Source organism: Paraburkholderia ginsengiterrae, assembly GCF_001645125.1.
Classification (GTDB): domain Bacteria; phylum Pseudomonadota; class Gammaproteobacteria; order Burkholderiales; family Burkholderiaceae; genus Paraburkholderia; species Paraburkholderia ginsengiterrae.
The window spans coordinates 58,967-75,817 of sequence record NZ_LXKA01000022.1; the positions used below are offsets into that span (position 1 = coordinate 58,967).

At 64.5% G+C, this 16,851-nt stretch carries 16 protein-coding genes; 7 read left to right on the plus strand and 9 right to left on the minus strand.

All coding sequences use genetic code 11. The annotated features are described in order from the left end of the window. Positions 1-33: 33 nt before the first annotated feature. The 7 genes from purE to A6V37_RS01360 all read right to left on the minus strand — a co-directional run bounded on the left by purE (position 34) and on the right by A6V37_RS01360 (position 7,498). Complete coding sequence (gene purE / locus A6V37_RS01330) at positions 34-552, minus strand: 5-(carboxyamino)imidazole ribonucleotide mutase (protein WP_064268759.1); 519 nt, start codon at positions 550-552, stop codon at positions 34-36. 51 nt (positions 553-603) lie between these two features. Continuing rightward, positions 604-1,494, minus strand: a complete 891-nt coding sequence (locus tag A6V37_RS01335; protein WP_064268760.1) for a phosphoribosylaminoimidazolesuccinocarboxamide synthase — start codon at positions 1,492-1,494, stop codon at positions 604-606. Between the two features lie 144 nt (positions 1,495-1,638). Continuing rightward, on the minus strand, positions 1,639-2,703 hold the full coding sequence (gene fba / locus A6V37_RS01340; protein ID WP_064268761.1) for a class II fructose-bisphosphate aldolase: 1,065 nt from the start codon (positions 2,701-2,703) through the stop codon (positions 1,639-1,641). A gap of 380 nt (positions 2,704-3,083) precedes the next feature. Beyond that, entirely contained in the window at positions 3,084-4,520 is a 1,437-nt protein-coding gene (pyk, locus tag A6V37_RS01345) for a pyruvate kinase (protein ID WP_064268922.1), read from the minus strand. A 439-nt stretch (positions 4,521-4,959) separates the two neighbouring features. Next, positions 4,960-6,153 carry a phosphoglycerate kinase gene (locus A6V37_RS01350; RefSeq protein ID WP_064268762.1) on the minus strand — a complete coding sequence of 398 codons (1,194 nt, stop codon included), beginning with the start codon at positions 6,151-6,153 and terminating at the stop codon, positions 4,960-4,962. Positions 6,154-6,431: 278 nt separating this feature from the next. Next, positions 6,432-6,755: an AzlD domain-containing protein gene (locus A6V37_RS01355; protein ID WP_064268763.1), complete on the minus strand. Its 324-nt coding sequence runs from the start codon at positions 6,753-6,755 to the stop codon at positions 6,432-6,434. Further along, complete coding sequence (locus tag A6V37_RS01360; protein WP_064268923.1) at positions 6,752-7,498, minus strand: AzlC family ABC transporter permease; 747 nt, start codon at positions 7,496-7,498, stop codon at positions 6,752-6,754. Before A6V37_RS01360 ends, A6V37_RS01355 begins: the two co-directional genes overlap by 4 nt. A gap of 293 nt (positions 7,499-7,791) precedes the next feature. Between A6V37_RS01360 and A6V37_RS01365 the strand changes: the two genes are divergently transcribed. From A6V37_RS01365 to A6V37_RS01390, 6 genes are all read left to right on the plus strand, one after another. Then, positions 7,792-8,715 (plus strand): branched-chain amino acid transaminase, encoded by a 924-nt coding sequence (locus A6V37_RS01365; RefSeq protein WP_064268764.1) that lies wholly within the window; start codon positions 7,792-7,794, stop codon positions 8,713-8,715. A 66-nt stretch (positions 8,716-8,781) separates the two neighbouring features. After that, a complete protein-coding gene (locus tag A6V37_RS01370) occupies positions 8,782-8,976 on the plus strand; it encodes a zinc-finger domain-containing protein (RefSeq protein WP_064268765.1) in 195 nt (64 codons plus the stop codon). A 176-nt stretch (positions 8,977-9,152) separates the two neighbouring features. Continuing rightward, positions 9,153-10,178 carry a lipopolysaccharide heptosyltransferase II gene (gene waaF, locus A6V37_RS01375; protein WP_064285700.1) on the plus strand — a complete coding sequence of 342 codons (1,026 nt, stop codon included), beginning with the start codon at positions 9,153-9,155 and terminating at the stop codon, positions 10,176-10,178. Between the two features lie 165 nt (positions 10,179-10,343). Further along, positions 10,344-10,790, plus strand: a complete 447-nt coding sequence (locus A6V37_RS01380) for a nuclear transport factor 2 family protein (protein WP_064268767.1) — start codon at positions 10,344-10,346, stop codon at positions 10,788-10,790. Positions 10,791-10,841: 51 nt separating this feature from the next. After that, positions 10,842-11,996 (plus strand): YheT family hydrolase, encoded by a 1,155-nt coding sequence (locus A6V37_RS01385; RefSeq protein WP_242665821.1) that lies wholly within the window; start codon positions 10,842-10,844, stop codon positions 11,994-11,996. Next, positions 11,989-12,564, plus strand: coding sequence for a DUF2946 family protein (locus A6V37_RS01390; protein ID WP_064268768.1), 576 nt, complete (start codon positions 11,989-11,991; stop codon positions 12,562-12,564). The genes A6V37_RS01385 and A6V37_RS01390 overlap by 8 nt, the downstream gene beginning before the upstream one ends. A 69-nt stretch (positions 12,565-12,633) precedes the next feature. On the opposite strand, the gene A6V37_RS01395 is transcribed toward A6V37_RS01390, so the two are convergent. Further along, positions 12,634-14,343, minus strand: a complete 1,710-nt coding sequence (locus tag A6V37_RS01395) for a M48 family metalloprotease (RefSeq protein WP_064268769.1) — start codon at positions 14,341-14,343, stop codon at positions 12,634-12,636. Between the two features lie 108 nt (positions 14,344-14,451). On the opposite strand from A6V37_RS01395, the gene moaC reads away from it, so the two are divergent. Further along, positions 14,452-14,928, plus strand: a complete 477-nt coding sequence (moaC, locus tag A6V37_RS01400; RefSeq protein WP_064268770.1) for a cyclic pyranopterin monophosphate synthase MoaC — start codon at positions 14,452-14,454, stop codon at positions 14,926-14,928. A gap of 59 nt (positions 14,929-14,987) precedes the next feature. Here moaC and A6V37_RS01405 read toward each other — a convergent pair whose 3' ends face one another. Then, entirely contained in the window at positions 14,988-16,772 is a 1,785-nt protein-coding gene (locus tag A6V37_RS01405) for a PglL family O-oligosaccharyltransferase (protein WP_064268925.1), read from the minus strand. Positions 16,773-16,851: the final 79 nt, after the last annotated feature.

Consider the following 16,851-nt stretch of genomic DNA (forward strand, 5'->3'; position numbering starts at 1 on the left):
AGGGGGACGTCTTAAAGCAATCAGCCTGCGCGCTTACAGCGCCGGCAACACCATGGCGTGCGCCGCTTCGTTCTGGCGCACGCGGAATGCAGCCAGTTTTTCCGCATACTCCGGGCTCGTGCCGCTCAGCAGCGACACGGCGAACAGCGCCGCATTCGCCGCGCCCGCTTCGCCGATCGCAAAGGTGGCGACCGGCACGCCCTTGGGCATCTGCACGATCGAATGCAGCGAATCGACGCCCTTCAGATACTTGCTTGCCACCGGCACGCCGAGCACCGGCACCGTGGTCTTGGCGGCCAGCATGCCCGGCAGATGCGCCGCGCCGCCCGCGCCCGCGATGATCGCGCGAATGCCGCGCTCGCGCGCGCTTTCAGCATAGGCGAACATTTCGTCGGGCATGCGGTGCGCGGATACGACCTTCGCTTCGTACGGCACGCCGAATTCCTGCAGAATCGCCACGGCGTTTTTCATGACTTCCCAGTCGGAACTGGAGCCCATCAGCACGCCGACGACCGGCGCGCCATGCGTATGGGCGGTTTGTGCTTCACTCATCTTACGGCTTCCTTGTGTCTCGATCGCGGCGCAAAGGCCACGCGCTGGCAATCACGCGAGCTTGTGACCGGTCAGGCGCTCGAGCGCTTCCTGATACTTCTCGCCCGTTTTCGTGACGACTTCGTCGGGCAGCTTCGGCGCCGGCGGCTCTTTCTTCCACGGCTGGGTTTCGAGCCAGTCGCGCACGAACTGCTTGTCGAACGACGGCGGGTTGGTGCCGACCTGATACTGGTCGGCCGGCCAGAAGCGCGACGAATCCGCGGTCAGCGCTTCGTCCATCAGGTACAGCTTGCCGTGGTTGTCGAGACCGAATTCGAACTTCGTGTCCGCGATGATGATGCCGCGCGTGGCGGCGTAGTCCGCGGCTTCCTTGTACAGCCGGATCGAGATGTCGCGGATCGTGGCCGACAGTTCGGTGCCGATGCGGCGCTCCATCTCGTTGTACGTGATGTTTTCGTCGTGGTGGCCCATTTCGGCCTTGGCGGCCGGCGTAAAGATCGGCTCGGGCAGCTTCTGCGCATTTTGCAGACCCGGCGGCAACTCGACGCCGCACACCGAGCCGGTTGCCTGGTAGTCTTTCCAGCCGCTGCCGGCCAGATAGCCGCGCACCACCGCCTCGACGAGGATCGGCTCGAGGCGCTTGACCACCACCGCGCGGCCCTTGACCTGCTCGACTTCGTCTGCCGCGACCACCGACTCGGGCGCCACGCCCGTGAGGTGATTCGGCACCACGTGCTTCAGCTTCTCAAACCAGAAGTTCGCCATTTCATTGAGCACGCGGCCCTTATTCGGAATCGGCTCGCCCATGATGACGTCGAACGCCGACAGACGGTCGGTCGTGACGATCAGCAACTGGTCGTTGCCCACCGCATAGTTGTCGCGGACTTTACCGCGGCCGAGCAGCGGCAGCGAGCGGAGCGTGGATTCGTAGAGGGTAGACATCGTCGTGGTTCGCTAAAAGTGAGGCAAAAAGTGTGACCGGAACAAAAGGGAAACGCCGTTCCCCGGATGATGCGGGAACGGCGATCTGACGACAACCTGGCCGGATGGCCACACGCATGGCGTGGCACCGGCCCGGGCGCCGGCTTAGCGGACGACTTGTGCGAGCTCGCCTGCTTTGTACTTCTCCGCGATTTTATCAAGCGAAACCGGCTTGATCTTGCCGGCCTGGCCTTCGCACCCGAATTGCGTGTAACGCTCGATACAGATTTTCATCGCCGCTTCGCGCGCCGGCTTCAGATAATCGCGCGGATCGAACTTGCCCGGGTTGGTCGCCATGTAGCGGCGGATCGCGCCGGTGATTGCCAGACGCAGGTCGGTGTCGATGTTGACCTTGCGCACGCCGTGCTTGATGCCTTCCTGGATTTCCTCGACCGGCACGCCGTACGTTTCCTTCATGTCGCCGCCGAATTCGCGGATTTCCGCGAGCAATTCCTGCGGCACCGACGACGAACCGTGCATGACCAGGTGCGTGTTCGGAATGCGCTGGTGGATTTCCTTGATGCGCTGGATCGACAGAATGTCGCCCGTGGGCTTCTTGCTGAACTTGTAGGCGCCGTGCGACGTGCCGATCGCGATCGCCAGTGCGTCGCACTGGGTCAGCTTGACGAAGTCGGCGGCCTGCTCCGGATCGGTCAGCAGTTGCTCGCGGGTCATCGTGCCTTCCGCGCCGTGGCCGTCTTCCTTGTCGCCCTTCATGGTTTCCAGCGAACCGAGCACGCCCAGTTCCGCTTCCACCGTGACGCCGATCGAGTGCGCGGCTTCCACGACCTTGCGCGACACTTCGACGTTGTACTCGTACGAAGCGACCGTCTTGCCGTCGGCTTCGAGCGAACCGTCCATCATCACGCTGGTGAAGCCGCTGCGGATTGCCGCCATGCAGACCGCCGGCGACTGGCCGTGATCCTGGTGCATCACGACCGGGATGTGCGGATACGATTCGATCGCGGCTTCGATCAGGTGGCGCAGGAACGCCTCGCCCGCGTACTTACGCGCGCCGGCCGATGCCTGCATGATGACCGGTGCGTTGACCTTGTCGGCCGCCGCCATGATCGCCTGCACCTGCTCCAGGTTGTTCACGTTGAATGCCGGGAGGCCGTAGCCGTTTTCCGCAGCATGGTCCAGCAGTTGACGCATTGATACGAGAGGCATGCTTAACTCCTTAGATTGAAACGAATTCTTGTGCCGTCGGCATCTTTTGGGCGATTTTACGCGAAGCAAGCTGCCTACCCGTTCACCCAGTCTCTAAAGCGCATGTTCCCCGGATGCGCGATTGGAGTCTGTGCGCCGCCTCTCGCGGGGCATGACAACCTGCTTCGTTCAATCAACACGTGTCGGCCAGAGCTAGCGCTTTAGCTGTCGACCGGAGTTCGCGCTTTAGCGCGTTACTCCAGTCCCATGCAAAGCTCGCTACTCCGGTCCCATGCAAAGCACTTACTTTGGCCCCACGCAGAGCGCACCGATCGAGCTATCCGTGTCGACCGGAATTAGCGCTTCAACACTTGTTCCGGTCCACGCGGATCGCTGCAGAATCAATACGGCTCGCCGACCCGCACGATCTTCAGCGTATTGGTACCGCCGGCCTGGCCCATCGGCTCGCCGACAGTCAGCACCACCATGTCGCCATGCGATGCATAGCCCTTGCGGACCACGGTTTCCAACGCCTGTTGCAACGCGGTGTCACGGTCGGTGTTGGTGTCCAGATGCAGCGAGGTCACGTTGCGATACAGCGCCATGGCCCGTTCGCTGCCGACCCGCGGCGTGAGCGCGAAAATCGGCACGTGGGTCGAATGACGCGACATCCACAGCGCGGTCGAGCCCGATTCGGTGAGCGCCACGATCGCCTTCGCGCCGAGGTGGTAGGCCGTGAACAGCGCGCCCATGGCGATCGACTGGTCGATGCGCGTGAACGTGCGGTCGAGGAAATCCTTGTCCAGCTCCGAATGCTCCGATTTCTCGGCTTCGACGCAGATCGCCGCCATCGTCTCGATGGTCTGCACCGGGTACTTGCCCGCCGCCGATTCCGCCGACAGCATCACCGCGTCCGTGCCGTCGAGCACGGCGTTGGCGACGTCCGACACTTCCGCGCGGGTCGGCACCGGTGCGTGGATCATCGACTCCATCATCTGGGTCGCGGTGATCACGAACTTGTTCGACTCGCGCGCCATGCGGATCATGCGCTTTTGCAGCGCGGGCACTGCGGCATTGCCCACTTCCACGGCCAGGTCGCCACGCGCGACCATGATGCCGTCCGAGGCGTCGAGGATGCCTTGCAGCGCCGGAATCGCTTCCGCGCGCTCGACCTTTGCGATCATCTTCGGCTTGATGCCGTACGGCGCGCCGGCGATATTCGCCAGCTGGCGCGCCATTTCCATGTCAGTGGCGTTCTTCGGGAACGACACCGCCACGTAATCCACGCCGAGCGACATGGCCGTGCGGATGTCTTCCATGTCCTTCGCGGTCAGCGCGGGCGCCGACAGGCCGCCGCCCTGGCGGTTGATACCCTTGTTGTTCGACAGCTCGCCGCCGATCTTGACGATCGTGTGGATCTCGCTGCCGATCACGCGTGCCACGTCCAGCACGATCAGGCCGTCGTTGAGCAGCAGCACGTCGCCCGGCTTCAGATCGCGCGGCAGGTCCTTGTAGTCGAGGCCGGCGCGGCTTTCGTTGCCAAGCTCGCATTCGGCGTCGAGAACGAACGGCTCGCCGGCGACCAGCATGATCTTGCCGTTTTCGAATTTACCAACCCGGATCTTCGGGCCTTGCAGGTCCGCCATGATGGCGACTTCGCGGCCGGCATGACGGGCCGCCTCGCGCACGAATTCGGCGCGCTGGCGGTGGTCGTCGGCGGTGCCGTGCGAAAAGTTCAGCCGCACGACGTCGGCTCCTGCCTGAATCATTTGCTGCAGAATCTCCGGCGTGCTGGAAGCCGGTCCGATAGTAGCGACAATCTTGGTGGCGCGATGCATGAGTCTCCTCGTCTGGGTGAGATCGCTGGAAAGAGCGCTGCGAGTCGGATGCGGAGGCTGCGCACCGAGGGATGCTGCCGGGGGCTGCGCGCCGGCTGGGGCCAGCGTCGCTTTATGGGGTGAGGCGGTGTTCGACACCGGCACGGGGCGTGCCGGCGGTTCGGCGAGCGCGACCTCGTCGTCCGCGAGTTCTGCCTGCGATTGAGCGGCTTGTCCGGTGGACAATTCCGCTGCTTCGACGGCAGTGGTCAACTCCGCGTGCGCGAGGGGCGAGCCGGATTCTTCAGGTTGCGGCGCTTCTGCTTGATTTACCGCGGTCGGGTCAGCCGCAGCCGCGGAGCGCGCTGCGCGCTCCCCCGCCTTTGCTGCTTCGGTATTACGCGGCGACTTGGCACCGCGCGCTTTTGCAGACTTTGTCATGGGGGAGCGCGCCGTCACGTTAAGCCCGCGATTCCAGAACTTCGACGGCCGGCAGCTTCTTGCCCTCGAGGAACTCGAGGAAGGCGCCGCCGCCTGTCGAGATGTAGCTAACCTTGTCGTGGATGCCGTACTTGGCGATGGCCGCGAGCGTATCGCCGCCGCCCGCAATCGAGAACGCCGACGACTTGGCGATCGCGTCAGCGAGCGTCTTCGTGCCGTTGCCGAACTGGTCGAATTCGAACACGCCGACCGGGCCGTTCCAGACGATCGTGCCGGCCTTCTCCAGTTGCGCGGCGAGCACGCGGGCCGTTTCCGGTCCGATGTCGAGGATCATGTCGTCGTCTTGAACGTCGGCGACGGCCTTGATTTCGGCCTTGGCAGTGGGTGAAAACTCTTTGGCGGTGACCACGTCGGTCGGGATCGGCACCGAGGCGCCGCGCGCTTTCGCGGCTTCGATAATGGCTTTGGCCTCTTCCACCAGATCGGCTTCGGCGAGCGACTTGCCGATCTTCAGGCCGGCGGCCAGCATGAACGTGTTGGCGATGCCGCCGCCCACGATCAGTTGATCGACCTTGTCGGCGAGCGACTTCAGAATGGTCAGCTTGGTCGACACCTTCGAACCGGCGACGATCGCCACCAGCGGACGCTTCGGCGCGCCCAGTGCCTTGCCGAGCGCTTCGAGCTCAGCGGCCAGCAGCGGGCCGGCGCACGCGACGGGAGCGTATTTGGCGATGCCGTGCGTGGTGGCTTCGGCGCGGTGCGCGGTGCCGAATGCGTCGTTCACGTAGACGTCGCAGAGCTTCGCCATTTTTTGCGCGAGCTCGTCGGAATCTTTCTTTTCGCCCTTGTTGACGCGGCAGTTTTCCAGCAGCACAACCGACCCCGGCGCAACCGTCACGCCGTTTTCGACCCAGTTCGCCACCAGCGGCACGTCACGGCCAAGCAGTTCGGCCAGACGCTTGGCGACCGGCGCGAGCGAATCTTCCGGCTTGAACTCGCCTTCGGTCGGACGGCCCAGGTGCGACGTGACCATCACGGCGGCGCCTGCGTCGAGCGCTGCCTTGACGGCCGGCACGGAGGCGCGGATACGGGTGTCTTCGGTGATGTTGCCTTGATCGTCCTGCGGCACGTTCAGATCGGCGCGGATGAACACGCGTTTGCCGGATAGCTTGCCTTCGGCGATCAGATCGGAGAGACGCAATACCTTGTTCATGGGCGTGTATGTGCGAGTTGATGAGAAGGCGGTGACGGACGGCGCACGCGGCCTTCAGCGCAGTGAACTCCAGCGCCTGGGCACAGCAACGGCTCCGCTGAATCGGGCTCGGGCGCCGGCGGCGAGGCCGCGGCTCGCGCGCCTTGCGGCGGCGCGGTTATCCCGGAAACAACCATTTTAACTGATCCACACTGCCTTCTGACCCGCGGCCGGGCGAATGTCCCGTATTTGAAGGATGCGCCGCGCATGTCGCAGCGCAACAATTCTTGCTCTTCCACTCATATGAAGAGGCGCAACAGCGTGAACACGAGCATTCCGACGACAATCGTACCCAGCATGGTGCGCCGCCACAAAAACCACGCCAGACCGGACAGCGATGCGTAAAACTCGTGGTTCGACAGCGCGAACGAGAGACCGGCCGGCGTCGCCAGCACATCGGGCAGGACCACGGCGGCAAGCGCCGCGGCCGGCGCGTAGCGCAACATCCGCTGCACGCGCTCCGGCAAAACCGTGCGCTCGCCGCCGATTAGAAACATGGCGCGTGTCACGGCGGTGACGAAGGTCATACCGATAATGGCGATCCAGATCTGCGTGGCGGTCATTGGGAATCTCCGGCGCTGTTGCGGATGCGGCGCAAGTCGGCGCGCTCGACCATCAGGTCGGCGGCACTGCCGGCGATGATCGCCGCGATCACCGCGAGCGGCAACGCGAGCCGGTAGGGCAGGTCGAACGCGAGCAGCGACACCAGGCCGGCAATGCTGCACGCGACCAGGGTGGACCGCGTCGCGATCGCCGATACCATGATGGGCAGCAGCGCCAGCGTGCCCGCCAGCGCGAGGCCCCAGTTATCCGGAATCAGGCTCGCCAGCAGAATGCCGGCAATCGACGACACCTGCCACGACAGCCAGCTGCACACCGCCATGCCCCAGAAGTACGCCTCCTTGCCCGGCACATAACCCGTGCGGAAGCTCTTCTTCTGGAACAGCAGATAGATCACGTCGCCATTGAAATAGCCGAGCACGATGCGCCGCCACATCGGCAGATAGGAAAAGTGCGGCGCGAGGCCGGCGCTGAAGATCACGAAACGCGTATTGACCATCGCGGCCGTCAGGAGCACGGTCCAGATCGGCAGCTTGGCGGCGAGCAGCGGCAGCACCGCCAACTGGGACGAGCCGGCATAGCACAGCAGCGACATGGCAAGCGCCTGCGGCACCGTCAGCACGGATTTGCTCATGGCAATGCCCGTCACGAGCCCCCAGGAGAAAATCGCCATCAGCGTGGGCGAATAGTCGCGCGCGCCATCACGGAAGGCACGGCGATCGGTATCGGACAGACGAGCGAGCATGAGGCTGAACAGGACGAACGGCACCTGAAGAGGGACGCCGCTACGATGGGAAGTCGGCGCCAGGTCGTCAAGCACCCGCTGGCGCATCCGGATTTGAATTATGCGAGTGCTGGATTATAGCGTCCGGAATACGGCCAAACGCCCGTTCCAGGTGCAAAAGACGCTAAAATGACGGCCTTCGCACCACCTCGCAAGAAAATACCGGGCCGTTCCAGGTTTTCTTGTCCCCTCGGGGGCCTGACGCGAAGCGACAGGTTTGGGGGCATTCACAAACGCACCTGCTGGAGAATCGTATGTCAATGGCCGACCGCGACGGCAAGATCTGGATGGATGGCAAGCTCATCGAGTGGCGCGATGCCAAGATCCACGTGCTTACCCACACGCTGCACTACGGCATGGGCGTATTTGAAGGCGTGCGCGCCTACAAGACGGCAGACGGCGGCACCGCGATTTTCCGCTTGCAGGAACACACCAAGCGTCTGTTGAACTCGGCCAAGATCTTCCAGATGAATGTGCCGTTCGACCACGAAACGCTGGCCGCGGCGCAATGCGAAGTGGTGCGCCAGAACAAGCTCGAATCCTGCTACCTGCGCCCGATCATCTGGGTCGGCTCGGAAAAGCTCGGTGTGTCGGCCAAGGGCAACACCATCCACGTGGCGATCGCCGCCTGGCCGTGGGGCGCCTACCTGGGTGAAGACGGCCTCGCCAAGGGCATTCGTGTGAAGACCTCGTCGTTCACGCGCCATCACGTGAACGTCTCGATGGTTCGCGCCAAGGCGTCGGGCTGGTACGTGAACTCGATCCTCGCCAACCAGGAAGCCATCGCCGACGGTTACGACGAAGCACTGCTGCTCGACGTTGACGGCTACGTGTCGGAAGGCTCGGGCGAGAACTTCTTCCTCGTGAACAACGGCAAGCTGTACACGCCTGATCTGTCGTCATGCCTCGACGGCATCACGCGCGACACGGTCATCACGCTCGCGCGCGACGCGGGCATCCAGGTGATCGAAAAGCGCATTACGCGCGACGAGGTCTATACCTGCGACGAAGCGTTCTTCACCGGCACCGCCGCCGAAGTCACGCCGATCCGCGAACTCGACAACCGCACGATCGGCTCCGGCGCACGCGGCCCGATCACCGAGAAGCTGCAAGCCGCGTTCTTCGACGTCGTGAACGGCAAGAGCGAGAAGTACGCGCACTGGCTGACCAGAATCTGATTGATGCGCGTTGCGCCGGCATTGACCGGCGCGGCGCCCGTACCCTGCATACAACGAGAAAGCCCCATGAGCGAAATCAAGGAAATGCCGCTGGTCGAACTGTCGGCCAAAGACCTGCCGGCGTACTGCCCGAACCCGGCCATGCCGCGCTGGAGCGCGCATCCGCGCGTCTTTATCGACGTCACGCATGGCGAAGCGCGCTGCCCCTACTGCAGCACGCGCTACAAGCTGCGCGACGGCGAAGTGGTCAAAGGTCATTGAGCCCGGCCACGGACACTGGCCCCCACGCAAGCACGCCATAGCAGGGCCGCTGCCGCGGCGGGTCCGGCCATGCCGGACTCGCGCCACGCGGCTCGCGGCCTTTCCCTTTTGAATCATCCGAACGCCACGCGCATGGCGCGCGCGGCGCTTCGTTTCGACACCGGACACTCACTCTGATGCGTCGCGCGTTGGTTATCGCACCGAACTGGATCGGTGACGCATTGATGGCGCAGCCGCTGTTTGCGCGCCTCGTGAAATTGCATCCGCGCATCGTCATCGACGCGGTCGCGCCCTCGTGGGTCGCGCCCGTGCTCGAACGCATGCCGGAAATCCGCGACGTCTACGCCACCGACCTTGCACACGGCAAGCTGCAAATGCTGCGCCGCTGGCAACTGGCGAGCGATTTGCGCGACGTCGGCTACGACGCGGCTTACGTGCTGCCGAACTCGCTCAAATCGGCGCTGATTCCGTGGATGGCGGGCATCGGGCTGCGCATCGGCTATACCGGCGAAAGCCGCTACGGTCTGCTGAACGTGCGTCACGCGAATCCGCGCAAGGACGAGCGGCCGCCCATGGTCGGCCAATACGCCGCCCTCGCCTACGCGCCCGGCGCCAAAGTCCCCGACGACCTGCCTATGCCGCGCCTCGACGCGGACCTGAACGAAGCGTCGCGTGTTTCGGCGCGTTTCAATCTGGACACGCGCGTGCCGCTGCTGGTGTTCTGTCCGGGCGCCGAGTACGGCCCCGCCAAGCGCTGGCCGCCCGAGCACTTCGCGTCGCTCGCGCAGATGGTCGGTCAATCGTTTCCGTATACGCAGATCGTCGCGCTCGGTTCACCGAAAGACGCGCCGCTTGCCCAGGCGATTGCCGAGAAAGCGCCGAACGTGCGCAACCTGTGCGGCCAAACCGCGCTGGGCGAGGCTTGCGCGCTGATCTCGCGCGCCAACGTGGTCGTCACCAACGATTCCGGGCTAATGCACGTGGCCGCCGCGCTGCGCCGTCCGCTGGTGGCGGTGTACGGTTCGACCGATCCACGCCACACGCCGCCCTTGTCCGAGCTTGCGAAGGTACAATGGCTCCATCTCGAATGCAGCCCCTGTTTTGAGCGCGAGTGTCCGCTCGGTCATCTGAACTGCCTGAAACAGCTGAGCGCCGAGCAGGTCTTCGGCGATTTGCGCGGCATGTTGCTCGCGCAACGCTGAACCGATTGACACTTGCACGCAACACCGCACGCCCCTGAGCGCGTCGCGTCATGTTCGCGCCTTGCGGCGCGGGCATTCTGGCGCTCGGGTGCACGGTCCCGTTCCGGGCCGTCCCGCTGACCGCTGTCCCGCAACCGCGCGCCGCGCACTAGAGACTGACGAGCCATGCCACGTTTTGCCCATATCTTCGAAGCCGCCGCCGATACCCTGAACGCCTATTACCAGGCCGTCGCCGAGGTCAATATCGACAGTTTGATGGGCCTGTGGATCGATGAGGAGTTCGTGAGTTGCATCTGCGCCGACGGCTCGCACCTGCACGGCCTCGACAGCATTCGCGCCGGCCTGCAGATCCAGCTCGAAACCGCGCGCGTGTCGATCGAGCCGCTCGATATCCGCGTCTACGACAGCCTCGGCACGGTCGTCTACGCGATTGCCGAAGCGCATCGTCCGGCCGATCCGAAAGCCACGCCCACCATGGTGTTCACCACTTACGTGATGGTTCACGAGCGCGGCGAATGGCGCATCGCGCATATTCACGCGAGCCCGATGCCCAACGAGGCCGCCAGCCAGTTCGCCACGAAAATGCGCCATGGCCAGGGGTCGCTGCACTGACGCGCGGTGCGCCTGGCACCACGCGTTCTACTTTTTTGCTTTGATTCGCGCATGAGTACGCCCCGCAGCAGTTCTCCCGTCCCAAATGAAGTGCCTCGCCCTGAAAGAAGCCCGCTCGGGGGACTGGGAGAGCATGGGACGACGCGCGATCTTTCCGCTGCCGGCGGCACGCCACGCACCGCGGCCACCATCGAACTGCTGTACCGCGCGCCTTTCTGGCTGCCGAACCGGCACGTCCAGACCATCGTCCCGGCATTGTTCGCGCGCCGACCGGCGGTGTCGTTTCGCCGTGAGCGCTGGGACACGCCGGACGGCGACTTCATCGACCTCGACTGGGTGCAGCACGACGGCCACGCCGCCTCCGCGTCCGCACCTGGCGCCCCGTCTGGCGCTCCCGCCGACAATGCCCCGCTTTTCGTGCTGTTTCACGGTCTCGAAGGCAGCTCGGCGTCGCACTATGCCATGTCGTTGATGGCGGCCGCGCGCGAGTGCGGCTGGCACGGCGTGGTGCCGCACTTTCGCAGCTGCAGCGGACCGTTGAACCGGCTGCCGCGCTTTTATCACCTCGCCGACAGCAACGAAGTCGACTGGATCCTGCGCCGCTTGCGCGCCGCGCATCGCGGGCCCATCGTCGCGGCCGGCGTGTCGCTCGGCGGCAATGTGCTGCTGCGCTGGCTGGGCGAGCGGCGCGAGGATGCCACCTCGGTCGTGTCGGCGGCCGCGGCGATTTCCACACCTATCGACGTGCACGCAGGCGGCCGCGCGTTGGCGCAAGGATTTGGCCTCGTCTACACGCGCAGCTTCCTGAAGACGCTCAAGCAGAAGGCCGAACAGAAGCTCATCCAGTTTCCTGGCTTGTTCGACCGCGACGCGATGCTGGCAACTCGAACCATGGGCCAGTTCGACAACGTGGTGACGGCGCCGCTGCACGGCTTTCGCGACACCAACGACTACTGGAGCAGCGCGACCACGCGCCCGCTTCTGCCGCACATTCAGGTGCCGACGCTGGTGCTGAACGCGCGCAACGATCCGTTCCTGCCGGCCGAGGCGTTGCCGTCGCGGCATGATGTTTCGGCGGCGGTGGAACTCGACCAACCCGAACACGGCGGCCATGCCGGTTTTATGACCGGACCATTTCCGGGGCGCATCGACTGGTTGTCGCAGCGCGTGTTCGGCTATCTGGAGCGGCACCTCGATCATGGATGACATCGTCAAGCAGGCTCTCGCCAAGTGGCCGAACGTACCGAGCTGCACCGGATGGCTGATGCTGGACCGCCGCGGCAACTGGCGCATGCGGGATGAAGCCGCGCAGGCAAGCGGCTTGCCGGGCACGCCGATCCGGCATGAAGCCCTGCTGGGGTTCATCAACCGGAACTACGGCGCGGACGAACGTGGCCAGTGGTTTTTCCAGAACGGCCCGCAGCGCGTGTATGTCGAACTGGGCTATACGCCGTGGGTCGTGCGTTTGTCGACGGATGCCGCCGGCGCCCTCACCTTGCTGGATCAGGGCGGCGTCGCTTTCGAGCCGGCGGCCGTGCTGGTCGACGAAGAAGGCGGGATTCTGTTCGCCGATGGCTCGACGCCGCCCCGCGTCGCGGTGCTGCACGATCACGATCTGGAAGTGTTCTCCGACCACGCCACGCTGGCGGACGATTCGATGAGCGGCGAGTTTCGCTGGAACGCTCAGACCGTGTTGCCGCTGCAGGCGGTGCGGCGAGGCGACGTGCCGGCACGGTTTGGGTTTGTGGCAAGTCCAGCGGCGGCGCTCGCCTGAGTTCCTGCCCGCGCAGCGCGCTTTCACTGGGCCCGGATCGGGCTCGCGACGAGACAGTAGGCCCGGCGCCTAGCTCTTCTCGTCGAGCCGCTCCTCCTTGTAGCGGTTCTCCATCTCATGCAACCTCGCGTCGACCGTAGCGAGGTCGTAATAGCCGATCGTCTTCATATCGCGGGCGTCCTTCAATTGCCGGATCGCCGAAGGCCACGCCCCTTCTAACGCAAACTTCTCCGCCATTGCCCGATGCTGCGTCAGCGCATCGCCGCTGCCAGCGCTGGCCTGCGCGAGATACAACCACCAGGCCGGCTGATCAGGCTGGGCGCGGGTCTCTTTGAGCGCCAGCGCCTGGGCCTCGGTAAAGCGCCGCAAAGTCAGCAAGGTGCGGATATGCATGTCGATCGCGGCATTCGATTGCGGCCAGTTCGCCTGTGCAAGCGCGGCGAGGCGAGCGGCTTCGTCGTCGCGGCCGGCGCGCCGCGCGATGTCGGCCGCCAGTACGTCGAGGCTCGGCGAGTTGCGCCCGGGCTCGCCTTCGGCTCTCTCGGCCGACGCGAATGCCGCGCGTGATAACGCCAGCGACGCCGCGGCATCGTCGTAACGTTCGAGCAGCATCTGCCCGTACGCGATGCCGTACCAGTTCGCCGCGACGTTGAGCGCGGTCCTGTCCTCGATCTCGGAACGCAGACGCGAAACCTCCTCCCCATACTCGCTGAGGGAGTGGTCCTGCAGCAGACGCGCCCGCGCCCGCGCAAAACCATATTCGGACGACTGATGCGGTTGCCGGTAAGGCGCGCGGCGCGCGCGGTCCTGCATGTCGGCAATCCGTTCGCCGGTCAGCGGGTGTGTTCGCGCGTAGGCCGGGATGCCGGTGTCGTTCATCGCCGCGCGATCGAGGCGGCCGAAGAACGCCGGCATCGCGTACGGATCGTAGCCGGCGCCGGCCAGCAGCAGAAAACCGACGCGGTCCGCTTCGTGCTCGGCGGAACGTGAGAAACGCAACTGGTTGTCGACCGCATACGCCTGACCGCCGATCGCAATCGCGCTACCCAGGTCGCCGCTATGCGCGAGCACGCCCGCCAGCACGCCGAGCAGCATCCCGGCGAGTGCCGCATACGTGCTGTGCTCGCCCATCGTAATCATGCGCGAGATGTGCCGTTGCAGGACATGTCCCATTTCGTGACCGAGCACCGACGCCAGTTCGGATTCGGTCTGGGTCGTCACGATCAGGCCAGTATTGACGCCGATAAAGCCGCCCGGCAGCGAGAAGGCGTTGATCTGCGAGTCGCGCACCGCAAACAGGTCGAAATCCGGACGATAGCCGCCGATATAGAGCGCATTCGCCGCTGCGGCAAGTTTCGCCGCGACCGAGTTCAGATAATCGCGCACCAGCCAGTCGTCGAGATAATCGGGATCGCGCCGCACCTCGCGCATCACCCGCTCGCCGAGCTTGCGCTCGGCCTGCGGCGTCAGCGAGGCGGAGCCGCCGTTGCCCAGATCGGGCAACTGCTGCGTGAGGATCGGCGCGCGCCAGCCGGTGTTTGCGCCCGTATGGCCAGAGAAGCGGTTTTCCGCTCCGCCGTACACGCCGAACACACCTTGCGCGATGTCAGGTGGTACGAACGGGTCGGCATAGGCGTCAGACGAGCCGCTGACCAGCGGCGGCTCAGCCGGTGACGGGTTGAGCGCCACACCCGGCGCCGCATGCGTTTGCGCGAACGCGCCTGGCGGCGCCGCCAGCGCGACAGACAACAACGCAGCAAGAATCCGTTTCAGACGCATCGCGAGGCCGGTCGGAGTCGGAGAGCGGCGGCCGCCGCTCGACTAAGATAACGGGCATAGGGCAATTGTAGCCACTGCTATGATAGGCGCCCTCTGAAGGAGCCCAACATGCCCGAACTCACACATTTCGACGCCGCCGGCCAGGCGCATATGGTGGATGTCGGCGGCAAGCAGGAGACCAAGCGCATTGCTATTGCGCGCGGCTCGATTCGCATGCTGCCGGAGACATTCGCGTTGATCCGCGACGGCAACGCCAAAAAGGGCGACGTGATCGGCATCGCGCGCATTGCCGCGATTCAAGGTTCGAAGCGCACCGCCGATCTGATTCCGCTATGCCATCCGCTCGCGCTCACGCGGGTCAAGGTGGACTTCGAACTCGATGAAACGATGCCTGGCGTGCATTGCACGGTTCAGGTGGAAACGCTTGGACGAACCGGGGTGGAGATGGAAGCGCTCACCGCCGTGCAGGTGGGTCTGCTGACGGTGTACGACATGTGCAAGGCGGTGGATCGGGGGATGACGATCACCGATGTGAAGGTGCTCGAAAAGCACGGCGGGAAGTCGGGGGATTGGGTGGCGGGTTGATGACGGCCCGCGTCATCGCCCCGCTGCGCCTATAGCGCCCTGAAACACGCGCAGCGGCGTCACTCGTCGTCGCTGTCGTCGTCCTGATTGGCGCCGCCCGGCGGCATGCCGTAACGCTTGACCAGTTCGGCCTTGAACCCGGTCAGGGTCTTCTGCTCGTCGCACAGTTCGTACAGCGCGCTGAGCTGAGAGGGCCAGTCATGTAGCTCTTCGGCGAAAATTTTCAGGCGCTCGACGGTGTCGAATGCCGCCGACGTGTCGCCGTTCAACGCCTGCAGCACCGCATAGCGGCGCAGCACGGTTTCACCCGGCAGCAGCGCAATCGCCTGCCTATGCATGGCGAGCTTGTGCGGCAGGTCCATCGAATTCATCGGCAGAAGTGTCGCCATCCCATACTCGCCCCACGCCCCAAACAGGAACGAAGGGTCCGCAGCATACTGCTCAGCCGGACGCGAGCCGTAGTACAGCACCTCGTCACGCGCGTAGTCGCGATAGACCGGATACAGCGCCGCCAGCCCGCCGAACACCACCACCACGAACGCGCCAAACGAAAGCCGCGCGGGCACGAGCCGCAGCGGCCGCGTTTCCAGCAAGCCGAACACGAACATCGCCGGCAACAGGAAAAACATGTACTGCTGCGGATATTCGACCAGCGCGTGCATGACCAGCACGCCAATCAACGCGATGCCGAACACGCGCGCCGCGCTTTGCGGTGCGCGCACCACGCGCACGAGCCAGCTCAGCAGGCCGAGCAGTACGATCGCGAGACCGATCAAACCGGTCTTCGCCAGCAAGTCGATAAAGATATCGTGCGAATTGTTGGCGATCTCGACAGCGCCGAGCGACTTCACAAATTCATACTGATAGCTCGGAAACTCGCCCCAGCCGACACCCATCAGCGGATGCGTCTTGAACATCGTCCAGCCGTACTTCCACAGCGCGAGACGCGGCGCGATCTGGCCGGCATCCTGGAAGCGTTCCGCCGCGGACTGTGCGAGGTCCAGGTGGTAGTGCACGTTGGCCCAGCGGACCAACGCGTTGACCACGAAGAACAGCACGGCCAGCACAATCGGAATGATCCAATCGCGGTTGCCGCGGCGCGGTTGCAGCTGATTGCGCGTTTGCGCGAACGCCATCCAGAAACCCGCCACCACGATCACGCCCATCTGCAGCCACGGACCCCGCGACACGGTCACCGCGAGACCCGCGGCAAAAATCGTCGACACAAGCAGCCAGATGCTGACGGCAATCCGCCGCGTTTGCACGAGGTACAGCGCGCCCGCCATGGCGAATGCAATGTAGGTGGCGAGGTGGTTGGCCTGCGCCATATTGCCGAACGGCCGGCGTTCAATGAGCACGTTATAGGCGACCACGAGCGGCGTGACGCGCGTCTCGAGGTGAAACAACTGGATCACCTGGGTGAACACCGCGAACAGGCCGCCGACAATCAACGCCCCTGCCGCCCAGCGCAGCGCGGTCTCGTTGAGCTTCGCGCGCGTGAAACCGTAGCCGGCATGCACCGCCATGAACGCCGCCAGCAGGTAGCCGCCTCCGAGCCAGTTCATCGACGGCTGCGAGACCGGCAGCAACACCGCTTGCGCCACCAGCAACAGCCCGAACAGCAACGGCACCAGCGCGACCGTCGGCGATGCGAACGCAATGCGCGGCTTGGCGCTCGCCACCAGCAGCACGACGCCTGCGCCGGTCAGCAGATACAGCGCGAGCGCGGTAAATTCTGCGTAAAAGGTCGGAATTGGATAGGTATGGTTGACCACTGCATACGGCAGGATCAACGCGAGAGCCAGCAGAATGAAAGACAGATAGCGCGCGAAAGGGGTGGGCATCGAGTAACCGGTGGGCGTCAGCAACCGGCGCACTATACAAAAAAATTCTCCTGCTGTGCGCCGGCCGGGCTGAAATATC